The organism is Candidatus Sordicultor fermentans (genome assembly GCF_012728195.1).
Taxonomy (GTDB): Bacteria; Atribacterota; Atribacteria; order Atribacterales; family Caldatribacteriaceae; genus Sordicultor; species Sordicultor fermentans.
The window spans coordinates 1-12,080 of sequence record NZ_JAAYFP010000018.1 but is presented as its reverse complement, the minus strand read 5'-3'; the positions used below and the strand labels follow the sequence as shown (position 1 = coordinate 12,080).

At 44.4% G+C, this 12,080-nt stretch carries 13 protein-coding genes and 1 pseudogene; all 14 read left to right on the top strand.

Annotated elements, in window-relative coordinates; all coding sequences use genetic code 11:
* Nucleotides 1-245: 245 nt before the first annotated feature.
* On the top strand, nucleotides 246-1,271 hold the full coding sequence (rlmN, locus tag GXZ17_RS00820; RefSeq protein ID WP_409375393.1) for a 23S rRNA (adenine(2503)-C(2))-methyltransferase RlmN: 1,026 nt from the start codon (nucleotides 246-248) through the stop codon (nucleotides 1,269-1,271).
* Between the two features lie 12 nt (nucleotides 1,272-1,283).
* The gene (aroF, locus tag GXZ17_RS00815; RefSeq protein WP_409375392.1) at nucleotides 1,284-2,300 is read left to right on the top strand and encodes a 3-deoxy-7-phosphoheptulonate synthase; all 1,017 of its coding nucleotides are present in this window, start codon (nucleotides 1,284-1,286) and stop codon (nucleotides 2,298-2,300) included.
* A 1-nt stretch (nucleotide 2,301) separates the two neighbouring features.
* Nucleotides 2,302-2,817 (top strand): prephenate dehydrogenase/arogenate dehydrogenase family protein, encoded by a 516-nt coding sequence (locus tag GXZ17_RS00810; RefSeq protein WP_409375391.1) that lies wholly within the window; start codon nucleotides 2,302-2,304, stop codon nucleotides 2,815-2,817.
* Between the two features lie 17 nt (nucleotides 2,818-2,834).
* A pseudogene (locus GXZ17_RS00805) lies at nucleotides 2,835-3,164 on the top strand (prephenate dehydrogenase dimerization domain-containing protein); the annotation flags it as partial.
* On the top strand, nucleotides 3,139-4,329 hold the full coding sequence (gene aroC, locus GXZ17_RS00800) for a chorismate synthase (protein WP_409375390.1): 1,191 nt from the start codon (nucleotides 3,139-3,141) through the stop codon (nucleotides 4,327-4,329). The pseudogene GXZ17_RS00805 and the gene aroC, both read left to right, overlap by 26 nt.
* Entirely contained in the window at nucleotides 4,329-5,429 is a 1,101-nt protein-coding gene (locus tag GXZ17_RS00795; protein WP_409375389.1) for a DegT/DnrJ/EryC1/StrS family aminotransferase, read from the top strand. Before aroC ends, GXZ17_RS00795 begins: the two co-directional genes overlap by 1 nt.
* Before the next feature lie 34 nt (nucleotides 5,430-5,463).
* Nucleotides 5,464-6,393, top strand: a complete 930-nt coding sequence (locus GXZ17_RS00790; protein WP_409375394.1) for a Gfo/Idh/MocA family oxidoreductase — start codon at nucleotides 5,464-5,466, stop codon at nucleotides 6,391-6,393.
* Nucleotides 6,394-7,785, top strand: coding sequence for an NAD(P)/FAD-dependent oxidoreductase (locus GXZ17_RS00785; RefSeq protein WP_409375388.1), 1,392 nt, complete (start codon nucleotides 6,394-6,396; stop codon nucleotides 7,783-7,785).
* On the top strand, nucleotides 7,782-8,576 hold the full coding sequence (surE, locus tag GXZ17_RS00780) for a 5'/3'-nucleotidase SurE (protein WP_409375387.1): 795 nt from the start codon (nucleotides 7,782-7,784) through the stop codon (nucleotides 8,574-8,576). The genes GXZ17_RS00785 and surE overlap by 4 nt, the downstream gene beginning before the upstream one ends.
* Nucleotides 8,577-8,593: 17 nt before the next feature.
* Entirely contained in the window at nucleotides 8,594-8,875 is a 282-nt protein-coding gene (locus GXZ17_RS00775) for an acylphosphatase (protein ID WP_409375386.1), read from the top strand.
* A complete protein-coding gene (locus GXZ17_RS00770; RefSeq protein WP_409375385.1) occupies nucleotides 8,875-9,540 on the top strand; it encodes a protein-L-isoaspartate(D-aspartate) O-methyltransferase in 666 nt (221 codons plus the stop codon). Before GXZ17_RS00775 ends, GXZ17_RS00770 begins: the two co-directional genes overlap by 1 nt.
* Nucleotides 9,537-10,052 carry a cysteine hydrolase family protein gene (locus GXZ17_RS00765; protein ID WP_409375384.1) on the top strand — a complete coding sequence of 172 codons (516 nt, stop codon included), beginning with the start codon at nucleotides 9,537-9,539 and terminating at the stop codon, nucleotides 10,050-10,052. The genes GXZ17_RS00770 and GXZ17_RS00765 overlap by 4 nt, the downstream gene beginning before the upstream one ends.
* Nucleotides 10,053-10,946 (top strand): glutamate formimidoyltransferase, encoded by an 894-nt coding sequence (ftcD, locus tag GXZ17_RS00760; protein ID WP_409375383.1) that lies wholly within the window; start codon nucleotides 10,053-10,055, stop codon nucleotides 10,944-10,946.
* Between the two features lie 257 nt (nucleotides 10,947-11,203).
* On the top strand, nucleotides 11,204-11,692 hold the full coding sequence (locus GXZ17_RS00755) for an Hsp20/alpha crystallin family protein (protein WP_409375382.1): 489 nt from the start codon (nucleotides 11,204-11,206) through the stop codon (nucleotides 11,690-11,692).
* Nucleotides 11,693-12,080 lie beyond the last annotated feature (388 nt).

Genomic DNA, 12,080 nt, shown 5'->3' with positions numbered 1-12,080 from the left:
GTCTCGTGGGTTCGAATCCCACCCTCTCCGCCAATGGCTATTTGGGGGAGATTTGAAGGATTCCTTAATTGTAGTTTTTTGTGCTTGTTCTGTGGGACACAGGGTGAGTGCAGACTTTGTATTGTTTTCCTTGTTTGATTTTAAAATATCTGGTATTCTTACATGAAAAGCTATATATCGCACATACTGTCGAATTATTATGCTATCCTGACTCAAATAAAAAGCGGGGTTATTAATCATAATAGATGAGAAAGAAAAATCTGATTGGACTTTTGCCTTCTGATATCTACTCCTGGCTGGAAGAGGAGGGAGAACCTTCTTTTCGAGCTCGACAAATTTTCCAGTGGATATATGAAAAGAAAGCAGACTCCTTTTTTGATATGACCAACTTGCCTGTGGCCTTGCGAGAAAAGCTGGATAGCGCTTTTTCTCTGGGTAGCTCTCAAATTAAAGAGATTCAGAAATCGAAAGATGGAACGGTAAAATTTTTAATCCATTTTCCTCCCCAAGATAATGTAGAAGCAGTGCTCATCCCCCACAGAGACCGCCGAACTCTTTGTCTTTCTACTCAAGTGGGTTGTCCGGCAGGCTGCACTTTTTGTGCTACCGGCCTTGCTGGGTTCCGGCGAAATCTTACCTATCAGGAGATAGTAGAAGAGATATGGGTAATAGAAAAAGAAACGGGGATGACGGCTAACAACTTAGTATTTATGGGGATGGGAGAACCCCTGCTCAATTATGAGAATGTGCATCGGGCGCTTCAAGTCATAAATTCTCCGGAAGGTTTCCGCAAAGGAGCAAGGAGAATGACCGTCTCTACAGTGGGCATACCAGATAAAATCGTAAAATTGGGAAGAGATTGGCCAGAGGTTAACCTGGCCTGGTCGATGCATGCTCCCCGGGATGAATTACGCAATTTGTTGATACCTCTCAATAAAGTTTATCCTTTAGAGCAGGTTTTAAGGGCGATAAAAGAATATCTGGCTGTTACCCATCGGCGAGTGACCATAGAATATACTCTCTGGAACGAGATAAATGACAGTAAAGAAGATGCTCAGGAAGTGGCGAAATTATTGAAGAAATTACTGATTCATGTTAATCTTATTCCTGGTAACCTGGTTCCCTCTTCTGCTTTTTCTCCACCTTCTCCGAGGAGGGTAAAAGCCTTTGCTTCGGTTCTGGAGGAAAACGGGATACAGGTGACGATAAGAAAACCGCGAGGACAGGATATCCAGGCGGCTTGTGGAGAACTTTATCGTATTTATGGTTAGGAGAGAAAAACGATGATTATTGTGTTACGGAGCGGTGCAACTCAAGAGCAGATTGATGATGTAGTAAAAAGACTGGAAAAGCTTGGTTTTGGGGCTCATGTTTCTCAAGGAGTAGAGAGAACCATAATCGGTGCTATTGGCGATGAGCGGAGAGTTAACTTAGAAGAAAAAATCGGGGTCTTGCCTTTTGTAGAAAAGGTAATACCAGTTCTTGCTCCTTATAGATTAACCAGCCGAGAATTCAGAGAGGCCGATACCACAGTAAAAGTGGGCGATGTAGAAATAGGGATGGGAAAATTCGTATTGATAGCCGGTCCCTGCTCGGTAGAATCAGAAGAACAAATCGTGGAAACTGCTCTCCGGATAAAAGAAGCGGGAGCAAAAATTCTCCGGGGAGGTGCCTTTAAACCTCGCACTTCTCCTTATAGTTTTCAAGGATTAGCAGAAGAGGGGTTAAAATTTTTAGCTAAAGCTCGGGAAGTGAGCGGGCTACCCATAGTTACTGAAGCTTTAGGAGTGGAGGAGCTACCTCTGGTTGCTGAATATGCCGATATGATTCAGATAGGAGCCCGTAATATGCAAAATTTTCGCCTTCTCGAGGCAGCAGGCAGACTGCATAAACCTGTTCTTCTCAAGCGAGGCATGATGAATACCGTGGAAGAACTTTTGATGTCTGCTGAATATATTCTGGCTCAGGGAAACCATCAGGTAGTTTTATGTGAGAGAGGAATAAGGACTTTTGAGCCCTCCACCCGTAACACTTTAGACCTGAGCTGTATTCCTTTGGTAAAAATGCAGAGCCATCTTCCCATTTTAGCCGACCCCAGTCATGGCACAGGGAGAAGCGACCTCGTAGAAACTATGAGCTTAGCTGCGCTGGCTGCGGGAGCTGATGGTGTAATAGTTGAAGTTCATCCCAACCCCGTTGAGGCATTATCAGATGGTCCTCAATCCCTTACTCCTGAACAATTTTATCATCTGGTGAGAGAGATAAAGAAGCTGGCAGTGGTGATGGAAAAGGAGGTTTAGTTTGGAAGAGTTAGCTATTGCTATCATTGGTCTGGGATTAATGGGAGGTTCTCTGGGCCTGGAATTATCCAGCTGGCCTCGCACAAAGTTTATTAAAGGCTATGATATAGACCGAAAAGCAGCAGAAAAAGCGAAGGAATTGGGGGCAGTGAATTTTATCTCTCCTTCTTTAGAAGAAGCTGCCCAGGGAGTGGATCTGGTTTTTTTATCTCTTCCGGTTATGAGTGTGCCTCCTGTCTTTTTGGAACTTCGTCCCCACCTTTCTCCTTCTACCCGAGTTTTAGATTTAGGAAGCACCAGAGAGTGGGTATGGAGAGAGATATCTCCTGCTCTTCAGGGCCTCGAGTATTCAGGTTTTCATCCTATGGGGGGTGGGGAGAGGAGTGGAATAGAACATGCCAGAAAGGGGATTTTAAGAAATGTGCCGATTCTGGTTTCTCCCCCTCCGGCGTCAAAAAGTGGTAAAAATATGGTGGAAGAGATAGCCCGTTTTCTGGAAGGGCAGGTTTTTTTTTAACCGTTGAAGAACACGATGAAATATGCGCTATGACCAGTCACCTTCCTCATATTCTTTCCAATTGTTTTCTTTCGGCAGTTTTATCTCATAGGGAGGACTTGCCTCAATATGCTGGTCCTTCTTTCGGAGACTGGGTGAGAATAGGGGGTTCTTCTCCCCGGATGTGGAGGGATATTTTTATCACCAATCGAGATAAAATATTGAAGACGATTGGTCTTTTCCAGAGAGAACTTGATAAAATGATAGAAATTATAAAAGAAAGCGAAGAAGAAGAGCTGTTATCTCTTCTTCAGGAAATAGCACATCTTAAGGAGGAAAGTATTGCTGGAGTTTCACACCGCCGGTGAATCTCATGGCCCGGCCATTATAACTCTAATTAGAGGGCTTCCTGCTAATCTGGAAGTGGATATTTCTTTCATAAACCGGGAGCTTTCCCGACGTCAGAGCGGTTTTGGCTCGGGAGGGCGTATGAAGATAGAAAAAGACGAAGTAGAGATTTTAGGCGGAGTGCGGTGGGGGAAAACCTTAGGAGGTCCGGTGGTTTTTGAGGTTAAAAATCGAGATTATGAGAATTGGTCTACCCTTATGGACCCTCGAGGTAGCGCTCCTTCTTCCTACGAAGAGATTACCATTCCTCGTCCCGGCCATGCCGATTTGGGGGGAATGGTGAAGTATCGTTTTTCTGACCTGCGGAATGTTATTGAAAGAGCCAGCGCTCGAGAAACGGTAGGGAAATGCGTGGCAGGAGCAGTGGCTAAGATTTTTCTCCGTCACTTTGGAGTAAAGGTGGGGGGATTTGTAGAAAGTATCGGAGAAATTAGCGCTCAAGAAGAGATGAGCTGGGAAGAAAAGATATCCCGGGCAGAATCTTCTCCCCTGCACACTTATGACCCGGAGAGAGAAAAAGAAATGATAGAATTAATAGAAAAAGTAGGGGAAGAGGGAGATACTCTGGGAGGCACTTTTGTCGTGGTGGCTCAAGGTGTAGTCCCTGGTCTGGGAAGCTATGGCGAAATTCAAGAACGATTAGATAGTCAGCTGGCTTTCTTTTTGATGGGTATTCCAGGAATTAAAGGAGTGGAAGTAGGGGAAGGCTTTCGCTCTGCAACTCTTCGGGGAAGTCAATTCCATGATGAGATTTTTTATGACTCCCGTCGTTTGCCTTTCCCTTTTTATCGCCAGACTTTCCGGAGCGGAGGAGTGGAAGGGGGGATTTCGGTAGGTGATATAATGTGGGTTAGATGTGCTATGAAGCCCATCCCCACTCTTCGACGAGGCTTGATGAGCGTAGATGTAAGGGAGAAAAAGGCCGTTTCTGCTCGTTTTGAGCGCTCCGACATCTGTGCTGTTCCCCGGGCAATGGTGGTGGGAGAGGCGATGTTAGCCTGGGTTTTGGCTGCTGCTTACCGGAAAAAATTTGGTGGCGATTCTATGGAGGAAATAGAGGCTTATTTTAAAGATTACCTTGATTATTTAGAAAGCTTTCATTCTCTTGAGGATGGAGAAATATAATGGTTAATATACCTCTGAGCAAACCCTGTTTAGGAGAAGAAGAAAAAAGAGCAGTAAATGAAGTTTTAGATTCGGGATTTCTGGCTCAAGGTGAAAACGTTAGAAAGTTTGAGGAAGAATTTGCTCGTTATGTGGGAGTAAAAGAGGCTGTAGCCACAAGCAATGGGACCACTGCTTTATTTGTAGCCCTGAAAGCCTTAGGGGTGAAGGAGGGAGACCGGGTTATTACTACTCCTTTTACCTTTGTAGCTACGGCGAGCTCTATTCTCCAGTGTGGAGGAGTACCGGTTTTTTGTGATGTGGATGAAAAAACCTTTAATCTTGACCCGGGAAAGCTTGAGGATATTCTTAAAAAAGAGAGAAATATTAAGGGAATAATAGCTGTCCACCTTTATGGTCTTCCCTGTGATTTGGAAGAAATAGCTTTTTTAACTCAAAAATACAATCTTTTTCTCTTAGAGGATTGTGCTCAAGCACATGGAGCAGAGTGTCAGGGGAGGAAAGTAGGAAGCTGGGGAGATATGGGGGCTTTTAGTTTTTATCCTACTAAAAATATGACCACGGGAGAGGGAGGAATGATTACTACCAACGACTCTCTTTTGGCCCAAGAATGTCGTATGCTTATAAATCATGGAAGCAGAAAAAGATACTATCATGAAGCACTGGGTTACAATTTTCGTCTTACCGATATAGGAGGAGCACTGGGTCGAGTTCAACTTTCTAAGCTGGAGCAGTTTAATGAAAAAAGGCGTCGAAATGCCGCTTTTTATAACCAGGAGCTGGCTGATCTCCCTTTTATAGATGTTCCCTACCTTCCTCCTTACGCTTTGCCCGTTTTTCACCAGTATACTCTGCGAGTAAAAGGAGCAAGGGATGCATTGCTTCAGTTTTTGCGAGATAGGGGAATAGGGTGCGAAAGCTATTATCCTCTACCTCTTCATCACCAGCCCTTTTTGCAGAATTTATATTCTGCCTCTTCCTTTCCTGTAGCAGAAAACCTGGCGAGGGAGGTTTTGTCTTTACCGGTACATCCTCAGCTGACCAGGGAAGATTTGAATACCATAATTCTGGGAGTGCGGGAATTTTTTCTGAATCATTAGCTTATTATTACTCGAGGTGGTAATTTTGGATCCAGTGCGAGTGGGAGTAATAGGAGTGGGCTATTTAGGTCAACATCATGCCCGGGTTTATTCTGAACTTCCCGGTGTGGAACTGGTAGGAGTAGTGGATATTAATAAAGAGAGAGCTAAAGAAGTAGCAGAGCGCTACTTCACTTCAGCTTTTTTTGATTATCAGGATCTTTTTGGCAAAGTGGATGCAGTAAGCATAGTAGTTCCCACCGTCATTCATCGGGATATTGCGGGTAGATTTATTGAACAAGGCATAAACATTTTGATAGAAAAACCGGTGACTACTTCTCTGGAAGAAGCCCGAGAATTGATGGAGATGGCCAACAAGAAAAATGTGGTTCTCCAGGTAGGACATATTGAGCGTTTTAATTCGGCAGTTGTGGAGCTTTCCAAAATAGTAGACCACCCTATTTTTATCGATTGTTCCCGAATGGGTCCTTATGTTAACCGCAATACCGATGTGGGAGTGGTTCTGGACTTGATGATTCATGATATAGATATCGTTATGAGCATAGTGAGGGATAAAGTGGTTAAAATCAACGCTTCTGGCTACCCGGTTTTTTCCCGGGAAGAAGACATTGCCAATGCTCAGCTGGTTTTTTCTAATGGATGCATAGCCAATCTTACCGCCAGCAGGATTACTCGCAAAAAAATTCGTCGGATGGAAGTAACTCAGTTAGACTCTTTTATTTCTATCGACTATCTGGAACAGGAGCTGGCAGTGTATAAAAAAACTTCTTCTTCTTTTCCCTATCTTTTGATGGAGAAGCCCCCTATGCAAAAAGGTGAACCCCTGCGTCTGGAACTGGAACATTTTATCAAATGTGTGAGAAATGGTGAAAAGCCTCTCGTGGGTTTAGAAGAGGGCACCAATGCTTTAGAGGTGGCTCTTAATATTTTAGAAGAAATTAAAAAGAAACACGGTGATAGTTAGTTGAGAGAAAATTATGATGTAATTGTAGTAGGTGCAGGACCTGCCGGTATCTTCACTGCTTTAGAGTTGAGTGAAAGAAGTGACTTACAGATTCTCATGCTGGACAGGGGGAAAAATATTGGAAGGCGCTCTTGCCCGGCGCGAGAAAATAACAGTATTTGTCAGAAGTGTTCTCCTTGTTCTCTTTTGTGTGGTTGGGGAGGAGCGGGAGCCTTCAGTGATGGGAAGCTCACCCTCTCTCAAGAAGTGGGAGGTCAGCTTACCAGCTATATTGATGGCCAGTTATTCCGAGAAGTGGTGCAATATGTAGATTCTACCTACCTTCGCTTTGGGGGAACGGATAAAATTTACGGGACAGACTCAGAAAAGGTAGAAGAATTGCGCAGAAAGGCAGAGATAGCAGAATTGGTTCTGGTCCCGGCGAAGATAAGGCATTTAGGCACCGATCGATGCTGGGATATTTTAAAAAATATGTATGATTACCTGAGTGATAAAGTAGAGATAAAAACCTCCCTTCCGGTGGAGAAAATTTTAGTTGAAAATGGGAAAGTGGAAGGGGTTAAGCTTCGCGGTGGAGAAGAGGTAAAAAGCAAATTTGTGGTGGTAGCTCCGGGGAGGATAGGCGCAGATTGGCTGCGTCAGGAATGTTTGCGCTTGAAATTACCAGTAGAAAATAATCCGGTGGATCTGGGAGTGAGAGTGGAAGTCCCCGCTGCTATAATGGACGAGTTTACCGATGCTCTCTATGAATTGAAACTGATTTATTATACTCCCACTTTTGATGATCAGGTGCGCACTTTTTGTATGTGTCCCCGGGGAGAAGTGGTTACAGAATACAATGATGGCATTATTACGGTTAATGGCCACAGTTATGGGAATCGGGAAAGCTCCAACACCAATTTTGCCATTTTGGTGAGCACTAATTTTACTGAGCCTTTTCGGGAGCCCATTACTTATGGAAGGTATGTAGCTAGGTTGGCTAACATGTTGAGTGGAGGAGTGATTGTCCAGAGATTGAAGGATTTGCAACTGGGGAGGCGCTCTACGCCGGAGCGAATCAGCAAATCACCGGTGAAACCCACTCTTCAGGGAGCGAGTCCGGGAGATTTGAGCTTTGTTTTGCCTTTTCGCTTTCTTCAGGATGTTCAGGAAATGCTACTGGCAGTGGATAAATTTATTCCTGGCATTAATTCTCCTCATAATCTTTTATACGGAGTGGAAGTCAAATTTTATTCTTCTCGAGTGAAATTGAACTCTTACCTGGAGAGCGATGTGGAAAACCTTTTTCTCGTGGGAGATGGAGCGGGGATTACTCGAGGCCTGGTTCAAGCTTCAGCCTCAGGAGTAGTGGTGGCCCGGGAGATAGCAAGGAGAGAAGGAGGAAAGGTATGAAGAGGATTTTAATAACTAACGATGATGGATTCAAAAGCCCGGGTATTGAGGCTTTGGTTAGAGCTTTCAAAGGGTTAGGAGAAGTGATACTGGTTGCCCCTCAAGATGAGAAGAGCTGTTCCAGCCACAGCATTACCTCTCGCCATCCACTGCGAGTGAGAGAAGTGGAAGTGGGAGGAGTGAGGGGGTATGCAGTGGAGGGAACTCCGGCAGACACGGTAATTCTGGCTCTCCGTCTTTTTGATGACGGACTCATTGATTTTGTAATTTCAGGGATAAATCGTGGTCCTAATTTAGGTTTCGATGTTTTTTATTCTGGAACAGTGGCCGCAGCTATGGAGGCAGCCATGTCAGGAATTCCCTCCCTTGCAGTTTCCCTGGTGGTAAATAACTATTTTAATTATCAGCTGGCTGCTGAGGTGGCAGTGGAAGTGTTTGAGACTTTTGAAGACCTTCTAAGAAGAGAGAAAAATGCGGTGCTGAATTTAAATATTCCTGATGTGCCTGATAAAAAGGACCTGCAGGGCTGGTCTATTACCACCCTGGGAGACCGCTTTTACTTAACCCGGGTGAAGGAGATAGAAAGCCAGAACCCGGAGGTGAGAGAATTTGTTTTGGAGGAGGAAAAAAGGGAGGCAAGTTTTCCAGAAAATTCTGATTTTCAAGCGGTCTGGTGTTCCCGGGTTTCTATAACCCCCCTGCGCCCTAATCTCACTGATTTTATTCTGGGAGAAGAGCTGCGGGAAATCTTACAGAATAAAGGTCTGTCTTCTCTCTATCACCCCGGGTAAAGTTAAGGGGGCAGATTGTGGCTCAGTGGGTGCGAGGAAGATTGGTTTTGCGAGGCCTGGTTCAAGGAGTGGGCTATCGTTATTTTGTGTTGCGTAAAGCAGGAGAATTTGATGTGACAGGATTGGTGAGAAATCTTCCCACTGGAGAGGTGGAGGTTATAGCAGAGGGAAAAAAGGAAGAGGTGGAAAAATTCTTCGAAGAAATAAAACAAGGACCGGTAAGCGCTCATATCACTTCTTATTCGGAAGAGTGGTTTCCTTTTTCTGGTTTGTATTCTGATTTTCGGGTGGGCTACTGATGATGGATTTTGATAGCAAGGAAACTATAGAGCAGAGAAAAAATATGGTGGAGCGGCAATTAATCCTGCGAGGAATAAAGAACCAGCGGGTGATTGAAGCTTTTTTGCGTGTTCCTCGCCACATGTTTGTTCCTCCTTCTCACAGAGACCTATCTTACCAGGATACTCCTCTTCCCATTGGATATGGGCAAACCATTTCTCAACCTTACATCGTGGCTTTGATGGTAGAGCTTTTAAACCCCGAGGATGGAGACGAGGTTCTAGAGATAGGCACCGGCTCAGGATACCAAACGGCTATTCTCGCTGAGTTAGTCAAAATGGTCTATAGCGTGGAGAGGATTCCTGAGCTCATAAAGCGGGCGGGAGGCATTCTCTCTCAGCTGGGATATCGTAATGTAGTCCTCGTAGAAGGGGATGGAAGCAAGGGGCTACCTCGGTTTTCTCCCTACGATAAAATAATAGTAAGTGCCTGTTCTAAAAAGATTTATCCTGCCTGGGTGGAAGAACTGAAAGAGGAAGGGATAATTGTTTTGCCTTTGGAAGCAGAAAGAGGGCAAAATCTGGTGCGAGGGATAAAGAGAAAGGGAAAACTGGTGTTAGAAGACCACGGAGGCTGTGTTTTTGTACCTTTGGTGGAAGATGAGCTACAGGGGGAATCAAAATGAAAGCTCTGCTTGTGATAGACCTTTTGAACGACTTTGTCCATCCCCGGGGAGCGCTTTTTGTGGGAGAAAAAGCTAAAGAGGTGATAACTTTTTCTCAAGAATTAGTTTCTGAATGTCGGAAGGAAAATATACCTATCATTTATGTTTGTGATTCTCACCGTCCTGATGACCAGGAATTTACTCTCTTTCCGCCCCATGCCATAGAGGGAAGCTGGGGAGGGAAAGTCACAGAAGAGCTCACCCCTCAAGCCGGTGACTATATTATCCCCAAAAGAAGGTTCAGTGCCTTCTTCGGTACATCTTTAGATCTTCTTTTGCGGGAGAAAAAAATAGAAGAACTGGAAATAGTAGGAGTATGCACCAATATTTGTGTTCTATACACTTCAGCAGAGGCTCGAATGCTTAACTACCAGGTGGTAGTTCGCGAAAAGGGAGTTACCTCTTTTGATTTGGCGGCTCATGAATGGGCCCTCCGGGAGATGAAAAACACTTTAGGGGTAGAGGTAAAGTAATTGAAAAGAGTTATTCAGAGCGCTATTAATTTGAGCACTTCCTCTCCTTTCCTCGTAGAAAAAATAGTTGAAGAAATTTCTGGTCTTCCTGGGTTAAAAGTGGCTGATTATTCTTCCGACCCCGACCATAATCGCTCGGTGGTAACCCTCATAGGAGAAGAAGAAAGCTTAGAAAAAGCCGTGCTTAAAATTGTGGAGATAGCAGAAAAAGAAATAGATATATCCAGGCATCGGGGAGAGCATCCCCGAGTGGGAGCGGTAGATGTGATTCCTTTTACTCCCTGGCAGGGAGTGGATATGGAGGATTGTAAGAAATTAGCCTGGAAGGTGGGAGAAAAAGTAGCCGAGAGATTTGATGTCCCGGTTTATTTTTATGGGGAGGCGGCTCTCCGGGAGGAACACCGGGACCTTTCCCGCATCCGCCGGGGAGGATATGAGCTCCTGAAGGAAGAGATAGATAAAGTCCCCGAGAGACATCCGGATCTGGGTCCGGCTAAAATTCACCCCACTTTAGGAGCAGTGGTCATTGGAGCCCGGGGGCCTCTCGTGGCTTTCAATGTAAACCTGAAAACCCAAGACCTCGATATTGCAAAAGCAATCGCTCGCAAGCTGCGGGGTGAGACGGGGGGATTACGCTACGTTAAAGCTATCGGGGTTAGCTTAAAAAGCAAAGACATGGTTCAGGTTTCTATGAACCTTTTAGATTTTAAGAAAAGCACCATTTATCAGGCCTTTGAACTGGTAAAACTGGAAGCTAAGCGTTGGGGAGTAGAGGTAAAAGGAGGAGAGATAATCGGGCTTTTGCCTCTCGAGGCTCTGGTAGATGTGGCTGGCTTTTATCTGGGCATTCCCGAACTCTCGGTAGAACAAGTTTTAGAATATCATCTCTTTTAATTACAGTTAGCTGTGAGACCTCACTGCAATATCTCTCTCTGGACACTCCATCTTTTTTTCTTCTCATCGGAAAAGATAACTGTAGCAGGTTTGGAGAATGCTATAAACAATGGAGCGCCTCTCTTTTTCTCTGTTTCTGTTATGGACCGTTCTGAAAAATTTTTTGACTTTCTCTGACCAACCTATTGACAAACTGACTTTCTCTGATTATAATAGGAGTCGGAAAATAAATAAATAGATAAAAGGAGGGAAATGGAATGGCCAGAAGATTGTTACCGGTTCGGAGAGAAGAAAGGAGAGTAAGTCCAGCGAGACAACTGTGGGATCTCTTTGACTTACGAACTGATCTGGATGAGATTTTTGATGAGCTGATGGAGTTTCCTTTCTTCAGTGCACCTTCTCTGGTTGCCGGGTTTCCACCTGTAGACATAGCAGAAACTGAAAATGAAGTGATAGCCAAAGTAGAAGTACCAGGAGTGGATCCCAAGGACTTAGAAGTGCATGTTACTGAGGACACCTTAAACATCAAAGGTGAAGTGAAGGACGAGTGGGAAGAGAAAAAAGTAGGCTATTATGCTCGTGAGCGTTATTATGGAACCTTTGAACGCACTTTGCCTTTACCTGCTAGGGTAAAACAAGATGAGGTGAAGGCTCAATACAAAGATGGTGTTTTGCACATTACTCTTCCCAAAGTTGAACCCAGTACACCCAAAACGAAAAAAGTAGAAATAGAAGTAGGTAAATAGTAGGTAAATAAAAAAAGCCCGGAGTTTGCTCCGGGCTTTTTTTATTGGTCAGATACAAGCCCACAGCCAACTTTCCCCTCTTGCAAAGTAGTTTTTTCGATTATCCTTGCATCTTTTATACTTCTTTATTTTTTGGAGGTTATAAAAGGGCGGCACCCCCTTATAATTGACTTTCCTTCACCCTCAAAGGATGAAGGGAAAAAAAGAGTTGAGGGAGAAGGGAAAATACATAGAGGGTTTCCCGTTCTATTATTTGGACCCCTCGTAGAACCATTCAGGGGTGACGGACACGGAGGCTTTTTCCTCCGTGTTATTTTTGATCTTTCTCTTTTGTCTTCATGTTTTTCTTTTTGGGGGTTTATAAAGGGGCAACGCCCCTTTATAGTAC